Source organism: Amycolatopsis panacis, from assembly GCF_003600245.1.
In the GTDB taxonomy this organism is placed as follows: Bacteria; Actinomycetota; Actinomycetes; order Mycobacteriales; family Pseudonocardiaceae; genus Amycolatopsis; species Amycolatopsis sulphurea.
Genome location: NZ_QZFV01000067.1, coordinates 13,711 through 28,832, shown reverse-complemented (window position 1 = coordinate 28,832; position 15,122 = coordinate 13,711). Strand labels below are relative to the sequence as shown.

At 70.8% G+C, this 15,122-nt stretch carries 12 protein-coding genes; 4 read left to right on the top strand and 8 right to left on the bottom strand.

Annotated features, from left to right (window positions below; translation table 11 throughout):
• Positions 1–9 precede the first annotated feature (9 nt).
• Both D5S19_RS08855 and D5S19_RS08850 read right to left on the bottom strand, forming a co-directional pair.
• Positions 10–900 carry a dihydrodipicolinate synthase family protein gene (locus tag D5S19_RS08855; RefSeq protein ID WP_120022872.1) on the bottom strand — a complete coding sequence of 297 codons (891 nt, stop codon included), beginning with the start codon at positions 898–900 and terminating at the stop codon, positions 10–12.
• A gap of 132 nt (positions 901–1,032) precedes the next feature.
• Positions 1,033–2,040 carry a LacI family DNA-binding transcriptional regulator gene (locus D5S19_RS08850; RefSeq protein WP_120022871.1) on the bottom strand — a complete coding sequence of 336 codons (1,008 nt, stop codon included), beginning with the start codon at positions 2,038–2,040 and terminating at the stop codon, positions 1,033–1,035.
• 133 nt (positions 2,041–2,173) lie between these two features.
• On the opposite strand from D5S19_RS08850, the gene D5S19_RS08845 reads away from it, so the two are divergent.
• Together D5S19_RS08845 and D5S19_RS08840 are read left to right on the top strand one after the other, a co-directional pair.
• A complete protein-coding gene (locus D5S19_RS08845; RefSeq protein WP_120022870.1) occupies positions 2,174–3,505 on the top strand; it encodes an MFS transporter in 1,332 nt (443 codons plus the stop codon).
• A complete protein-coding gene (locus D5S19_RS08840; protein WP_120022869.1) occupies positions 3,502–4,842 on the top strand; it encodes an FAD-dependent oxidoreductase in 1,341 nt (446 codons plus the stop codon). Before D5S19_RS08845 ends, D5S19_RS08840 begins: the two co-directional genes overlap by 4 nt.
• Positions 4,843–4,848: 6 nt before the next feature.
• On the opposite strand, the gene mptB is transcribed toward D5S19_RS08840, so the two are convergent.
• The 5 genes from mptB to D5S19_RS08815 all read right to left on the bottom strand — a co-directional run bounded on the left by mptB (position 4,849) and on the right by D5S19_RS08815 (position 11,948).
• Positions 4,849–6,450, bottom strand: coding sequence for a polyprenol phosphomannose-dependent alpha 1,6 mannosyltransferase MptB (mptB, locus tag D5S19_RS08835; RefSeq protein ID WP_267901090.1), 1,602 nt, complete (start codon positions 6,448–6,450; stop codon positions 4,849–4,851).
• 26 nt (positions 6,451–6,476) lie between these two features.
• Positions 6,477–8,156, bottom strand: coding sequence for a nickel ABC transporter ATP-binding protein NikE (gene nikE / locus D5S19_RS08830; RefSeq protein WP_120022867.1), 1,680 nt, complete (start codon positions 8,154–8,156; stop codon positions 6,477–6,479).
• A complete protein-coding gene (locus D5S19_RS08825) occupies positions 8,153–9,064 on the bottom strand; it encodes an ABC transporter permease (protein ID WP_120022866.1) in 912 nt (303 codons plus the stop codon). Before D5S19_RS08825 ends, nikE begins: the two co-directional genes overlap by 4 nt.
• Positions 9,061–10,071: an ABC transporter permease gene (locus D5S19_RS08820; RefSeq protein WP_120022924.1), complete on the bottom strand. Its 1,011-nt coding sequence runs from the start codon at positions 10,069–10,071 to the stop codon at positions 9,061–9,063. Before D5S19_RS08820 ends, D5S19_RS08825 begins: the two co-directional genes overlap by 4 nt.
• 68 nt (positions 10,072–10,139) lie before the next feature.
• Positions 10,140–11,948, bottom strand: a complete 1,809-nt coding sequence (locus D5S19_RS08815; protein WP_120022865.1) for an ABC transporter substrate-binding protein — start codon at positions 11,946–11,948, stop codon at positions 10,140–10,142.
• Positions 11,949–12,101: 153 nt separating this feature from the next.
• Here D5S19_RS08815 and D5S19_RS08810 point away from each other — a divergent pair, with 153 nt between their 5' ends.
• A complete protein-coding gene (locus D5S19_RS08810; protein ID WP_120022864.1) occupies positions 12,102–12,929 on the top strand; it encodes a M55 family metallopeptidase in 828 nt (275 codons plus the stop codon).
• Positions 12,922–14,235, top strand: coding sequence for a M20/M25/M40 family metallo-hydrolase (locus D5S19_RS08805; RefSeq protein WP_120022863.1), 1,314 nt, complete (start codon positions 12,922–12,924; stop codon positions 14,233–14,235). The genes D5S19_RS08810 and D5S19_RS08805 overlap by 8 nt, the downstream gene beginning before the upstream one ends.
• 90 nt (positions 14,236–14,325) lie before the next feature.
• On the opposite strand, the gene D5S19_RS08800 is transcribed toward D5S19_RS08805, so the two are convergent.
• Positions 14,326–14,967, bottom strand: a complete 642-nt coding sequence (locus D5S19_RS08800) for a class I SAM-dependent methyltransferase (protein ID WP_120022862.1) — start codon at positions 14,965–14,967, stop codon at positions 14,326–14,328.
• Positions 14,968–15,122: the final 155 nt, after the last annotated feature.

Genomic DNA, 15,122 nt, shown 5'->3' with positions numbered 1-15,122 from the left:
CTGCCGCGGTCAGGCGAGCTTGACGTCGGCGGCCAGCAGCGCGGTCCGCAACGCGTCGCGCTCGGCGTCGGACACCGGGGTCAGCGGGGAGAGCCCGTGTCCGCCGTTGCGGCCCTGCAACGCGAGCGCCGCCTTGATCCGGACGGTCATGTTCGGACCGTCGATCGCGCGCCACACCGGCAGCTGCTTGTTGTGCAGTTCCAGCGCCGCCGCATGGTCGCCCCTCTGCACGGCGTCCCACTGTGCCAGGCACAGCTCGGGCACGACGGTGAGCGTCGCGCTGATCGCGCCCTGCGCGCCGAGGAGGTAACTCGGGTAGAGCAGGTCGTCCACCGCGGTGAAGACCTTGCCGCCCTTGGGGGCGAAGTGCAGCAGGTCGGCGAGCTGGTGGATGTTGCCGCCGGACTGCTTCACGCCGATCACGTTCGGCACCTCGTCCAGCACGCGCGCCACGGTGGTGGCCGGGATGAGCGCGTACGGGATGACGTTGTAGATCACGATCGGCAGGCCGGTTTCGCCGGCGATGCGGCGGTAGTACCCGACGGTGGTGTCCTCGTCCGGCTGGAACAGGTAGTGCACCGGCGTGACCTGGAGGGCGTCCACCCCGGTGGCGGCGATCGCCTTGCCATAGCGGATGACCTCCTTGGTGCTGTCGCGGATGATCCCGGCGATCACCGGCACCCGGCCCGCGGTCTCCTGCACCGCGGTCTCGGCGATCGCGACGGAGTCCTCCAGCGAGAGCATCTGGCCGTCGCCGGTGCTGCCGGTGACACACAGCCCGTGCACGCCGAGGTCGACGTGGTAGCGGACCTCCGCGCGCAGGGCCGCCAGGTCCGGCTCCTCGTCCTCGGTGAACGGGCTGACCAGCGGCGGGATGATGCCGTGCAGATCGAGGCTCATCGGAAGTCCTTTCCGGATAAGGGAAACGGTGCGGAGCGCACCCGGGGCCGAGTGGCGTGAACCAGCAGATGTAACCGGTGACATTTCTACCCTGAGCGACCACGGCCGGTCTGTCAAGAGGGTGCGCCCGCCTCAGCGGCCGGGGCGGTCACAGGAGCCGCGGATGTGGAACCGGGTCGGCAGCACGACGTCGGCGCCGCCGGTCTCGTCCCCCTCGAGCCGGGCGAAGAGCAGTTTTCCCGCCTCGGAGCCGATGTCGTAGGCAGGCTGCTCGATGGCGGTGATGGGCGGGTCGACGAACGGGAACAGGTCCGTGTCGTCGAAAGTGACCAGCGACAGGTCCGCCGGGATGCGCACGCCGCGCTCGCGGACCGCTTGCAGCGCACCGATGGCCAGCACGTTGTTGAACGAGAAGACCGCAGTGGGCCGCACCGCCAGGTCCAGCACCTCACGCATCGCGGCCAGACCGCCCTGCGTGCCCAGGAAACCCTCGCGCACGCACTCAGGACGCACGGTCAGGCCCGCCGTTTCGCACGCTTCGCGGAATCCGGCCAGCCGCTGCGCCGCGGTCGGCATCCCGGCCGGGCCGGAGATCATGCCCAGGTCGGTGTGGCCGAGGTCGATCAGGTGGCGCACGGCCTCCCTCGCCGCACTGAGACTGTCCGTGCGTACCAGCGGAATCTCGTCGAGGTCGGGCGGGCGGCGGTCGACGAAGACGGTCGGGATGCGGTTGCGGATCAGCCGTGAGACCCCCTCCCCCGCACCACTGGACGAAAGCAGCGCCACCGCGTCGACAGTGCGGCGCGCGAACGAGGCGAGGACCTGCGCCTCCCGGGCGGAATCGAAATCGGAGCTGGCGATGAGCACCTGGTAGCCGTGCCGGACGGCCACGTCCTCCAGGCCGCGGGCGACCTGCGCGGTGAAGGGGTTGGCGATGTCGGAGACGAGCAGGCCGAGCAGGCCGGTGCGGCCGCGCGAAAGGCTCGCGGCGACGCCGTTGCTCACGTAGTCCAGCTCCCGCACCGCGCGCAGCACGCGTTCAGTGCGGTCCGGGCTGACCGGCGTGCCGCCGTTGAGGACCCGCGCGACCGTCGCCGTGGAGACGCCGGCAGCTTTCGCGACGTCCCTGATGCTCACCATCCGTGCCTCCTCCGCTGCCGACGATTATGGCGTCCCGGCGGTTGACAGACCGAGCCGGCCCGCTCAGACTGCTCGCCAGATGTAACCGGTGACATTTCCTGGTGGTCCCCTTCAGAGCACAGCGAGGTGCCGGATGACAGTGGATGGCAGAGCGGACGGCACGACGTCCGCGCAGCGTGCGGCGGTGCCCGCCCGGCCGCGAGGCCGCAATGTCCGGTGGGCGGTGATCAGCGCGCTGACCGTGCTGACCATCACGAGCTATCTCGATCGCGGGAACCTCTCGGTGGCCGCCCCGGTGATCCGGGAGGACCTCGGGTTCAGTGCCACGCAGATGGGACTGGTGCTCTCGGCGTTCGTGTGGCCGTACGCGATCATGAACCTGCCCGCGGGCTGGGCGATCGACCGGTTCGGGCCGAAGGTGATCATGACCGTGGCCGCGGTGCTGTGGTCGATCGCCGGGGCAGCCACCGGGCTGGCCCGCAGTGTCGCGTCGTTCCTGGGGTTGCGGGTGGTGCTCGGGATGGCCGAGGCGCCGCTGTTCCCGGGCGCGTTGAAGGCGACCGACCAGTGGTTCCCGGATCACGAGAAGGCGCGGGCGACCAGTGTGTACATCGCCGCGACGCAGGTCGGGCTGGCGATCGCGCCGCCGATCACCACGGCGTTGCTGATCGCGGTGGACTGGGAGCTGATGTTCGTCCTGGTCGGTGCGCTGGGGCTGATCGGGGTGCTGTGCTGGTGGCTGGCGTATGAGAAGCCGTCGCGGCACCGGCGGGTCACCCGCGAGGAGCTGGACTACATCGAGCAGAACCAGAGCAACGCCCCGGCCGTGGCGGAGGGGGCGCCGGGGGTGGGCCGGCAGTGGGTCCGGTTGTTCCGGTATCCGACCATCTGGGCGATGATCATCGGCGGGTTCTGCCTGCAGTACGTGTTCTGGTTCTACATCACCTGGCTGCCGAGTTATCTGGAGTCGGCGCAGCATTTCTCGATCAGCGCGGCCGGGTTGCTCTCCGCGCTGCCGTATCTGGCCGGTGGGGTCGCGGTGGTGCTGGGTGGCCGGTTCTCCGACATGCTGGTGCGGCGAGGGATGCGCCCGATGGACGCCCGGCGCCGGACGATCGCGGGCGGGTCGCTGCTGACCGCGATCGCGTTGGGGGCCACCGCGTTGAGCACCAGCGCGGCGATGGCGGTCACGCTGCTGACGGCCGGGATGTTCACCTACAGCCTGACCACGGCGTCCTATTGGGCGCTGGCTTCCGATGTCGCGGAGACGTCCAGGATGGTCGGTTCGATCGGGAGTATCCAGAATTTCGGTGGTTTCCTCGGTGGTGCTTTCGCGCCGATCGCGACCGGGATGATCGTGGACCGGCTGGGCGGGTTCGTGCCCGCGCTGGTGGTGGCCGCGCTGTTGTTGCTGGTCAGTGTGGTCTCCTACGGATTCCTGGTGCGACGGAGGTTGCCGGTATGAGGCCGGATGTGGTGGTGGCCGGCGGTGGTTCGGCCGGGGTGGCGGCGGCGATCTCGGCCGCGGAGGAGGGTGCGCGCACGGTGCTGGTCGAGGCGTCCGGTTCGGTGGGCGGGACCTTGGCCTGGCAGTGGCTTGAGCATTCGGCGGGGTTTCACGACGTCGGTGGTGCGCAGGTGACCGGTGGTTTCGGGCAGCGGCTGGTGGATCGGCTGGTCGCGGCCGGTGCTTCGCCGGGGCATGTGCGTGACGACGTCGGCTACACCGCGACCCGGACGCCGGTGGATCATGCGTCGCTGGCGTTGCTGCAGTCGATCATGCTGGCGGAGGCGGGGGTTTCGGTGTGGCTGCAGTCCACGCCGTGTGGGTTGCGCCAGGACGGGGCGGGCATTGCCGAGCTGGAAGTGCAGACGCCGCAGGGGTTGCGGAGGGTGCCGTCCTCGGTGGTGGTCGATGCGACGGGTGACGCGGCGGTGGCTGCGCTGGCGGGTGCGCCGATGCAGCCCGACACCGCGGAGACGCAGCCCGCGTCGTTGTCGTTCAAGGTCGGTGGGGTCGATGGTGCGGGTCTGCTGGCTTATCTGCGCGCGCATCCGGAGGAGGTGCGGCCGGGCAGTGTGCTCGCGGAGGATTCCGCGGAGCACCTGAACGTGTGGGGGCTGGGCGGTTTGCTCGCGCAGGGCCGTGCGCGTGGGCTGCTTTCCTTGCACCGCACTGAATTGCATCTGGCGGCATGGCCGCGGCGGGGTGAGGTGGTGTTCAACGTGACCCGCACGCCGACGGCCGGTGACGACGCGTGGCTGGGCAGTGCGCATGCGCGGCTCGCGCGGCAGGTGCTGGAGGTCGTGGAGTGGTTGCGGGCGATGGTGCCGGGTTTCGCGCGGTGTTTCCTGACTGCGGTCGCGGACCGGGTCGGGGTCCGCGAGTCGCGGCGGGTCCTCGGTGCGTACACGATGACCGGCGCCGATGTGCATGGCGGCGCGGAGTTTCCGGATGCGATCGGGCGTGGCGCGTTTCCGGTGGACGTGCATTCGGCGACCGCGCCGGGGCTGTCGCACACCGACGCGGTCGGTACCGGGTATGCGATTCCGTTGCGGGCGCTGCAGGTTCCGGCGGTGCCGAACCTGCTGGTGGCCGGGCGGTGCCTGTCGTCTTCGCATGAGGCCAACGGGACTCTGCGGATCACGGCGACCTGTTTCGTCACCGGTGAGGCGGCAGGGGTGACCGCTGCGCTGGCCGCCGAGTCCGGTGTCGCGGCGGCGCTGATGGCGGCGCCGCCGGTGCAGGCGAGGTTGCGGGAACGGTCCGCGGTGCTGGCGCCCGTCGTCGCGAGTTCCTGACGACGGTCAGCCGCGGCCGGTGGGTGCGGGCTCCGGGAGGAACTCCTCCCGGGGCTTGCGCCATGCGGAGATCAGGCCGAGCGGGTCCGGGCGGAGCAGGGACGCCGCGGCGTACAGGCTGGCCACGACGACGACCGCGATGAACGTCCAGTCGTAGAGGGCCTGTTCCCCGGTCGGGTAGTAGACGAGGGTGACGAACACCGAGACCGCGACCACGGCGGAGAGGTTGCGCCGTTGCCAGGGGAACGCCGAGATCAGCACGAAGCCCCAGGTGAGGTACCAGGGCAGGGTGGGGGGCATGAGGATCGCGACGGCCAGCAGGGTGATCGCCGCGCGGTACACGGCCTCCTTGCCGCCGTTGCGCGAGAGCCACCATTGCCGGAGGCCGAACGCGACGAGCCCGACCATGGCGATCGCGCGGGCGATCGTGACGAACGGCGACGGGGGCACGTTCGCGACCAGGTGGATGAGGGTGTAGACGGCCTCGCCGATGCCGGTCGGGAAGTTGAGCCAGTTCGCGATCAGCTGGGGGGCGCTCAGGCCGGACCACCAGCCGAGGTTGAGCGAGCCGAGCGAGATCCAGGTGCCGGCGACGAACACCCCGAGGAACAGGGCGACCGAGGCGGCGCCCGCCTTGAGGAAGTTCCGCACCTTCGACGGGCCGGGGAGGTCCGCGGCCCACATCCAGACCAGGAACGGCAGCGCGACCGCGGCGGTCGGTTTGATCAGCATGCCGACGGTGACCAGCACGACCGCGATGACGTGCCGGCGTTCCAGTGCGGCAAGGACGCCGATGGCGAGGAAGCCGAGCATCATCAGGTCGTTGTGCGGGCCGCCGAAGAGGTGGATCACCATCATCGGGCTGGCCACCGCGACCCAGAGGGCGACGGGGAGCTTGCCGCCGAGGCGGGCGACCAGGCGGGGCAGCGCCCACAGCGTCATGCCGAGGCCGACGAGCAGGACCACGCGGGTGAGGACGACCCCGGCGATCATGTCGTCCTGGGTGATCGACACGATGCCCTTGGAGATCAGCAGGAACAGCGGCCCGTACGGGGCGGGGGTGGTCTGCCACAGGGGGTGCACGTTCTGCACGACGTTGGGCAGGACGCTGAGCTCGGCGGGGCCGTTGGCGTACGGGTCGAGCCCGTGGAGCAGCTGGGCACCCTGGGCGAGGTAGGAGAACACGTCGCGGGTGAACAGCGGCGGCGACACCAGCAGCGGCGCCATCCAGCAGAGCGCGGCGATCAGGATCGGGCGGCTGCCGATGCGCCCGGCGAGTGCGTAGCGGCCGAGCCGCACCCAGGCCCAGACGACGAGCGCGAAGCCGGTGTAGAGCAGGGCGTTGGCGAGCGCCCGGCCGTGGCCGTAGCGGATCCACGACAGGGGGCCGTGGCCGAGCACGGGGTCGCGGATGAGGATGCCACCGGCGCCGAGTGCCGCGAGCATGAGGAGGGTGCTTCCCACGGTGCCCATCGCGATGGTCCGGTACGGGAAACGCGAGATCGTGAGGAAGCCCCGGTCGGGGGTGCCCGCGGTCGGCTGCGCGGTGTCGGTCGTGGTGGCCATTTCGATCCTGGAGATTACCCGGTGAAGAAGAACGGCCCGCACGGGGCGGGCCGGAAATGGCTCTTCGGTCAGGTGTTCACCCCCGGTCGGAGGTCCCCTGCGGCGGAGTGGCCGCCGCCTCGTGGCGCGGTCCCGCCGGGCAGGGCCGCGAGCAGTGATGCGGTGTACTCGTGCCGGGGGTCCAGCAGGATCTGCTCGACGGTGCCGGTCTCGACGAGTTCGCCGTGGTACATCACCGCGACCCGGTCGGCGATGTTCCAGGCGAGGCCGAGGTCGTGGGTGATGACCAGGGCGGCGAGGCCGAGCCGGCGGCGCAGCCGCAGCAGCAGGGCGAGGATCTCGCCGCGTACGGACGCGTCGAGGGAGGCGACGGGTTCGTCGGCGACCAGGACGGCGGGTTGGAGGGCGAGCGCACCGGCGATGACCACGCGTTGGCGCTGGCCGCCGGACAGTTCGTGCGGGAGCCGGTCGAGGTAGGTGCCCGGCGGCCGTAGTTCGGCGGCTTCGAGGGCGTCGAGCACGATCGTGCGTTCGTGGGGCAGGCCGTGGATGCGGGGTCCTTCGGCGACCGCTTCGTACACGGTGTGTGCGGGGTTGAGGGCGCTGGCCGGGTCCTGCAGGACGAGCTGGACCTGTCGCCGGTAGGCGCGCAGGGCGCTGCCGCCGGACGGTACGGGCTCGCCGGCGTAGCGGACGGTGCCGGAGTCGGGGCGTTGCAGGCCGAGCAGGGTGCGGGCGAGCGTGGTCTTGCCGGAGCCGGATTGCCCGACGAGGGCGACGATCTCGTCGCGGTGGACGGCGAGGTCGACTCCGTTGACGGCGTGGATCCGGGTGCCGGTGCGGTCGCGGAAGCTCACGTGCAGGTTCTCCGCGGCGAGCAGGGGCGGCCCGGCGGCGCGGTTGTCCGGTTCGGGTGGCAGTGGGGTGGCGGTCGCCGGGGCGAAGCGGGAGACGGGGTCGCCGACGGTGGGGAACGCGGCGGCCAGCGCGCGGCTGTGTTCGTGGCGGGGCGCGGCCATGAGGTCGGCGCTGGGGCGTTCCTCGACGACTTCGCCGTCGTACATCACCGCGATGCGTTCGCAGGTGGAGGCGAGCACGGACAGGTCGTGGCTGATCATGATCAGGCCGATGCCGCGTTCGGCCACGAGTTTCGACAGGACCGACAGCACTTGCGCCTGCACCACGACGTCGAGCGCGGTGGTGGGCTCGTCCGCGATGATCAGCCGGGGTTCGCAGGCCAGTGCCATCGCGATCATCACGCGTTGTTTCTGGCCGCCGGACAGTTCGTGGGGGTAGGCGCTCGCGCGGCCGGCGGGCAGGCCGACCTGGTCGAGCAGTTCGGCGACGCGGGCTTGGAGCTGTGCTTCGGTGGGCTGCGCTCCCCCGGGCGGGTGCAGACGGATGGGCTCGGCGATCTGGTCGCCGACGCGGCGGACCGGGTTGAGCGCGTGCATCGCGCCCTGGAACACCACTGACGCTTCGGCCCAGCGGACCGCGCGCAGCCGTCCCCAGCGCATGGTCCGGACGTCTTCGCCGTCGAGCAGGATTTCGCCGGTGACGCGGGCGGTGCGGGGCAGCAGGCGGAGCACGCTCATCGCGACGGTGGATTTGCCGGAGCCGGACTCCCCCGCGATGCCGAGCGTGCCGCCCGCGTCGAGCCGGAGACCGACGCAGCGGGCCGCGGGGACCTCGGCATGGCCGGTGCGGTAGGTGACGCTGACGTCCTTGAGTTCCAGCAGCGGGGTCATTTCCCTCCTTTGAGCCGGGGGTTGAGCACTGTTTCCAGGCCCCGGCCGACGAGGGTGAACATCAGCACGACGAGCACGATCGCGATGCCCGGCGGCAGCAGGTTCCACCAGGCGCCGCGGGTGACGGCGCCGTTGTTGAGCGCGGTCTGCAGCATCCCGCCCCAGGAGATCGCGTTGGGGTCGCCGACGCCGAGGAAGGACAGAGTGGCGTCGGCGATCACCGAGTTGCCGACCACGAGGGTGGTGTTGGCCAGGACCAGCGGCAGCACGCCGGGCAGCACGTGCCGGCCGATCACGTGCCGGTGGCCGCCGCCGAGGGCGCGTGCTCGTTCGATGTAGGGGCGGCTTTCGATGGTGAGGGTCTGGGCGCGGACCAGGCGTGCGGTGCTGGGCCAGGCGGTGACGCCGATGGCGAGCACGATCGTCCACACTCCTCGCGGCAGGACCGCCGACAGGGCGATGGCGAGCACCAGTGAGGGCAGGACCAGGAAGAAGTCGGTGAACCGCAGCAGGATCGCCGACACCCAGCCGCCGAAGTGCGCGGCGGTGATCCCGATCAGGGTGCCGATGAAGACACTGAGCACGGTCGCGGCGAACCCGACGAGCAGCGAGATCCGGGTGCCCCACACGGTCATCAGCAGGACCGAGCGGCCGTCGATGTCGGTGCCCAGCCAGTACTGCCCGTCCGGTGGGCTGAGCGGGCGGCCGGTGGCGCGGGTGACGTCGAGACCCCCGGCGTCGCTGAACACCGGGAGCAGCAGGGCGAGCGCGACGGTCAGGGTGAGCAGGCAGAGGCCGGTGAGGGCGGCTTTGCGGGTGGCGAATTCGTGCCAGGTGCGGGCGATCCCGGCGCGGCGGCGGCTCCAGGCGATGGCGCGGGGGTTTTCCGCGGCGACTCCGGCGGTCATGTGGTACGCACCCTCGGGTCGAGCACGCGGTAGAGCAGTTCCGCGAGCAGGTTCATCAGCACCACGGCGCCGGCGAGGACCACGAAAACACCTTGCAGCACGGGCAGATCGGGTCCGTGCAGGGCGTCATAGGTGAGCTGGCCGAGGCCCGGCCAGCTGAACACCGCCTCCACCGTGACCGCGCCGGAGACCACCATGCCGAACTGCATGAACACCAGGGTCACGGTGGGCAGCAACGCGTTCGGCACCGCGTGGCGGCGGCGCACGAGGTCCTCGCGCAGGCCTTTCGCACGGGCGGTGACGAGGTAGTCGGCGTTCATTTCGCCGAGCAGCGAGGACCGCATCACCAGCATGTACTGCGCGTAGAACACGGCGAGCAGGGTCAGGCACGGCAGGATCAGGTGGTGCAGCACGTCGAGGGTCTGCGGGAGGAACCCGGGCGCGGCGTCCGGGGAGTGCATGCCGCGGCTGGGGAACAGGCCGCCGGTGGCCACGAGCAGCAGCAGGCCGAGCCAGAACTGCGGGACCGACCAGAGGGTGAGCGCGATCCCGGTCTGCGCGCGGTCGAAGAGGCTGTCGCGCCGCCAGGCCGCGCGGATGCCGAGCCACAGCCCGATCGCGACGGCGAGCACGGTCGCGCTGCCGACGAGCAGCACGGTGGGCCACAGCCGTTCGCCGATCATGTCCAGCACGGGGCGGCGTTCGATGTAGGACTCGCCGAAGTCGCCCTGGAACAGGCCGAGGAAGTAGTTCCCGAACTGGGCGAGGATCGGTTTGTCCAGGCCGAGCCGGTCACGTAGTTCGGCGATCTGGCCGGGGTCGGTGGGCCGGTCGCGGGCCATGAACGCGATCGGGTCGCCGGGCAGCAGCCGGAACAGGAAGAAGCCGAGCACGATCACCAGCACGATGCTCGCCGCCGCCTCGGCGGCCTTGACCACCACGAACCGCGCCGTGCCCGTCCCGCCGCGCTGCCCGTCCCGCCGGGAGTCCGTGAAGGGACCCTTCACGGACTCCGAGGCTGTGAAGGGACCCTTCACAGCCTTGTCGCCGGGGTGTCGTGAGAGATCGGGCATGGCTATTCCCGGTCGTCCATCGGGATGGCGCGGCGGCGGCCGAGTGTGTAGCCGCTGACGAAGAGCGCGGCGGCGGCCACGACGCCGAGCACGATCCAGAGCCCGGTGTTGGAGGCGCTGTCGCCGCTGCGGGCCACGGCCGGGGCCGCGCCGTAGACGCCCCAGTAGCCGGTCTGCTCCAGGATCGGGCCGTCGGGCTGGGGCTGCTTCCCGAAGGAGGAGAACCGGTCGGAGCGGTAGGCCTCAAGGGCGTTGTCGTAGTCCAGCACGACGTTGACCGCCTGGCTGTAGAGCCGGGCCTGCGCCTGTTTGACGTAGCCGGCGCGGGCCGCCGGGTCGGTTTCGGTGAGCTGCTGGGCGTAGAGCTGGTCGTATTGGGGGTCGCAGAAGAACGTGTCGGTGGTGCCGCCTTTGCCTTGCGCGTTCGGGCGGGCGGCGCAGGTGTGCAGGGACAGCGCGTAGTCCGGGTCGGGGTTGGTCGCGTAGCCGGAGATCGCGAGGTCGTAGTTGCCGGCGTTGGTGCGATCGTTGAGTTCCTCGTCGGAGACGAGTTCCTGTTTGACCGAGATGCCGATGTCGTGCAGCCAGCCGCTGACGTATTGGGCGACGCGCTGGTCGAATCCGCGGTTGGCATGCCCGGTCAGGCGCAGTTCGAGGCGGGCGCCGCCGGGCTCGGTGCGCAGGCCGTCGCCGCCTTTGCGGTAGCCGGCCGCGTCGAGGGCCGCGTTGGCCTTGGCGAGGTCGAAGCCGCGGGCCTGCTCAGGCGGCGGATCCCAGTGGTAGGCCTGGTAAATCGGCGGGATCACGCCGCCGCCGAGCTGGCCGTAGCCGCCCATCACCTTGTCCACGACGGTCTTCGGGTCGATCGCCTGCGCGATGGCCTGGCGCAGGCGGAGGTCCTTGAGCACGGGGTTGCCGTTGCCGATCGGCTGGTTCTGGGCGTTCTGCACGCCGAAGTTCAGGGTGATCTCGTTGTAGCGGCGGCCGGGTGCCTGGTTGGCGGCGATGTCCGGCCGGTCCTTGAGCGCGTCGAACTGGGTCGGGGTGAGCCGGTTGAGCACGTCGACTTCACCCTGTTTGAGCGCGTTAACCGCGGATTCGACGTCCTTGAACACGAGCAGCTGCAGCTCGTCGACCTTCGGCGCGCCACGCCAGTAGTCCTTGTTGGCGGCGAACTTGAGGTACTCGTTCTGCTTGTATTCGGTCAGCCGGTACGGCCCGTCGTCCACGCCGGCCACGGGCACGGTGTCGGTCTCGGGGGCGGTGAGGTCCTTGATCGGCGCCCAGACGTGCTCGGGCACGATCGGCACGTCGAGCAGGTCCAGGGTGGCCTGCACGGTCTTGGTCCTGATCACCAGCGTGGCGTCGTCCGGCGCGGTGACCGAGGCGAAGTTCGCGACGTAGTTGCCGTTGGCGGTGCGGGCGGTTTCGTCGGTGAGCATCCGGTTGAAGGTGAACGCGGGGTCTTTCGCGGTGATGGGCTGCCCGTCGGACCATTTCGCGCCCTGGCGGATCTTGAACGTCCAGGTCAGCTTGTCCGGGGAGATCCGCCAGGATTCCGCGAGGGCGGGCGCGGCGGTGGCCTTCTCCGCGGAGGGGATGGTGAGGAATTCGTAGATGAACCGGCCGACCTGGGTGGAGGCGGCCAGTGACGCGGTGAACGGGTTCAGGTGGTCGATCCCGGTGGTCAGCGCGACCCGCAGCACTTTCGGCTGCGCGGGCTCCTGGGCGGGTTGCTGGGCGGTGGCGATCCCGGCCGTCGGCAGCACCGCCAGCGTGCCGGCCGCCGCGATGGTGAAAACGCGCCGCACATGCCTCCGCACTGGCAGATCCCCCTGTCGTCCGGCCCCGGCCGCCCCTGAGGACGAAAAGTAACCACATACCGCGGTAACCCCGCAATATGTGACCGCACCGGTGCGTGTCCGATCGTTATGCGCGGGGACGGGATCACTAGAGTGCGCGCCATGCGGATCCTGATCTCGGCCGATATGGAAGGCGCGACCGGGGTCACCTGGACCGACGATGTCGTTCCGGGGACCTCCCAGTGGCAGCGGCTGCGGACCTTGTTCACCGGCGATGTGAACGCGGTGCTGGCCGGGCTGTTCGCGGCCGGCGCGGAGGACGTGCTGGTCAACGAGGCGCATTCGTCGCAGCGGAACCTGCTGCTGGAGGACCTCGATCCGCGGGCGCGGATGCTGACCGGCCGGCACAAGCCGCTGTCGATGATGCAGGGCGTGGATTCCGGTGTGGACGGTGCCGTGTTCCTCGGTTATCACGCCGGTGCCGGGTTCGACGGCGTGCTGTCGCACACCTATCTGGAGAACCAGATCACCGGCGTGTGGCTGGACGACGTGCCGGCCAGCGAGGGCAGGCTGAACGCGGCGCTGGCCGGCGAGTACGGCGTGCCGGTGGTGCTGGTCAGCGGCGACGATCACACCTGCGAAGACGCCCGCGAGTACGCGCCGGAGGCGGAACTGGTCGCGGTGAAGGAATGCGTGAGCCGGTACGCGGCGATCTGCCTGCCGCCGGCGCGGACCGCCGAACTGCTGACGACGGGCGCGCGGCAGGCGATGGCGCGGGCCGGGCAGGGCGAGCGGAACCCGGGACGGCACCGGATCGAGGTGGAGTTCGACGCGAGTCATCTGGCGCAGGCGACCGCGGTGATCCCGACGGTGGAACAGATCGGGGTGCGCCGGGTCGGGTTCGAGGCGCCGAGCATGACCGAGGCGATGAAGGCGTTCAAGGTGGTCACCGCGATCGCCGCGGGGGCGGTGCAGGGCATCTATGGCTGAGAGAGCACCGGCCGACGTCGTCGGGGTGTGTGCAGACCTGATCCGGTTCGACACCACCAACCACGGCGGCGGGGATGCCGCGGGGGAACGCGAAGCGGCCGAGTACGTGGCGGATTTCCTTGGCCGGTACGGGGTTTCCGCGCGGATCGTGGAGTCCGCGCCACGCCGGGCGAATGTGCTCGCCCGGATCCCGGGCACCGATCCGGCGCTGCCGGCGCTGCTGGTGCAGGGGCACCTGGACGTGGTGCCCGCGGGCGCGGCGGATTGGTCGGTGCCGCCGTTCTCCGGCGAAGTGCGCGACGGGTTCCTGTGGGGCCGCGGCGCGGTGGACATGAAGGATTTCTGCGCGATGGTGCTGGCCGCGGTGGCCGAAGGGCTGCGGCCGCGCCGTGACCTGGTGCTGGCGTTCGTCGCGGACGAGGAGGACCGCGGCGACTTCGGCGCGCATTGGCTGGTGGAGCGACATCCGTCGGTGTTCGAGGGCTGCGCGGCGGCGATCAGCGAGTCCGGCGGCTATTCCTGTCCGGTGCCCGCCGCCGACGGACGGACGGTGCGGCTCTACCCGGTCGGCACGGCCGAGCGGGGCACCGCGCACCTGCGGCTGACCGCGCGCGGGCGGGCCGGGCACGGGTCCCGGCCCAACGACGACAACGCGGTCGTCCGGATGGTCGAGGCGTTGCACCGGATCGCGTCGCATCGCTGGCCGGTGCGGCTGACCCCGGCCGTGCAGGCCTTCGTGGAGCGCACCGGCGCCGCGCTCGGCGTGCCGGTGGACCTGTCCTCCGGTGCGGCGGTGGAGGCGACGGTCGCGCGGCTCGGCGTGGCGGGTTCGCTGGTGCTGCCGACGATCCGCACCAGCACCACGCCGACGGTGCTCAACGCCGGCTACAAGGTGAACGTGATCCCGTCGACGGCCACGGCGCAGGTCGACGTGCGGCTGCTGCCCGGCGCGGAGGACGAGGTGTTCGCGGTGCTGGACGCGCTGCTCGGTCCGGGCGTGACGCGGGAGTTCATCACGCATCAGCCTCCGGTGCAGGCGCCGGTGGACTCGCCGTGGTTGGACGCGATGGCGGCCGCGCTGCGCGCCGAGGACCCGGACGCGGTCGTGGTGCCGTACTGCCTCGGCGGCGGAACGGACGCGAAGGCGTTCTCCCGGCTGGGAATCGCGTGTTACGGCTTCGCTCCCCTGGCGCTGCCGGAGGGGTTCCCGTACCGCGCGATGGCGCACGGCGTGGACGAGCGCGTGCCGGTGGACGGACTGCGGTTCGGACTGCGGGTCCTGAAGCGGTTCCTGGAATCCGCCTAGGCCGGTGCTAGGGCTGTGAAGGGCACCTTCACAGCCTCTACGTCCGTGAAGGGTCCCTTCACGGCTTTGAAGCGCGCGTGAGCGGGTGGGCTAGCGGGTGAATTCCGCCCACCAGAGCCGGCCGTCCTGGATCGGGGTCACGGAGTCCAGGGCGAGTCCGTCGCGGGCGAACGAGTCGAGTTCGGCGCGGTCGAGCAGCCACGGCGGTCCGGTGGGGAGGTCGACCTGTTCGGCGTTGGTAGTGCCGACCAGCAGCCGTCCGCCCGGGGCGACGAATCCGCCGATCGAGGCGATCGCGGCCGCGCGGACCTCCCGCGGCATCGACTGCACGGTGAGGTATTCGAAGACGAGGTCGAACGCGTGGAAGTACTCGGCGGGTGGTTCCAGCAGGTCGGCGGTGCGGTAGGAGACGACGGTGTCGGGGAACCGGTTCAGCACCGCTTTGATCGCGCTCGGCGAGACGTCGAAGGCCGAGGTCTGGTAGCCGGCTTCGCCCAGCAGCTCCGCGTCATAGCCCATTCCGCAGCCAACGACCAGCGCCCGCGCGCCGCCGCCCGGATGGGTGGCCACCCAGGTGGCGAGGTCCGGCGCCGCCTCGGTCCGCGCCCACGGGAGCACCGCGGCTCCGGCCTCGACATCGGCGTACAGCGGTTCGAACCAGCCGGTCGGGTCACCGGCGGCGAGTGCCTGCCCGGCCCGTGCGCGGGCGTCCTCGTCGGGATCGTGCGACATGGATTCCGTTATACCTGCGCGGGCCGCCGGCACTCGCGGATGGGTGAGCACGCCGGGTCGCACATCCGGGTGCAGCAGCCGGGCGCGTCCGGGGTTGTCCGTTTCGAGCCAAGATCCGCGACTGATCTTGACATCGATGTCACGACGGGTTTCGC

Coding starts and splice junctions, on each gene's coding strand:
- D5S19_RS08855 (WP_120022872.1), bottom strand. CDS start 900: ATGAGCCTCGATCTGCACGGCATCATCCCGCCGCTGGTCAGCCCGTTC.
- D5S19_RS08850 (WP_120022871.1), bottom strand. CDS start 2,040: ATGGTGAGCATCAGGGACGTCGCGAAAGCTGCCGGCGTCTCCACGGCG.
- D5S19_RS08845 (WP_120022870.1), top strand. CDS start 2,174: ATGACAGTGGATGGCAGAGCGGACGGCACGACGTCCGCGCAGCGTGCG.
- D5S19_RS08840 (WP_120022869.1), top strand. CDS start 3,502: ATGAGGCCGGATGTGGTGGTGGCCGGCGGTGGTTCGGCCGGGGTGGCG.
- nikE (WP_120022867.1), bottom strand. CDS start 8,156: ATGACCCCGCTGCTGGAACTCAAGGACGTCAGCGTCACCTACCGCACC.
- D5S19_RS08825 (WP_120022866.1), bottom strand. CDS start 9,064: ATGACCGCCGGAGTCGCCGCGGAAAACCCCCGCGCCATCGCCTGGAGC.
- D5S19_RS08810 (WP_120022864.1), top strand. CDS start 12,102: ATGCGGATCCTGATCTCGGCCGATATGGAAGGCGCGACCGGGGTCACC.
- D5S19_RS08805 (WP_120022863.1), top strand. CDS start 12,922: ATGGCTGAGAGAGCACCGGCCGACGTCGTCGGGGTGTGTGCAGACCTG.
- D5S19_RS08800 (WP_120022862.1), bottom strand. CDS start 14,967: ATGTCGCACGATCCCGACGAGGACGCCCGCGCACGGGCCGGGCAGGCA.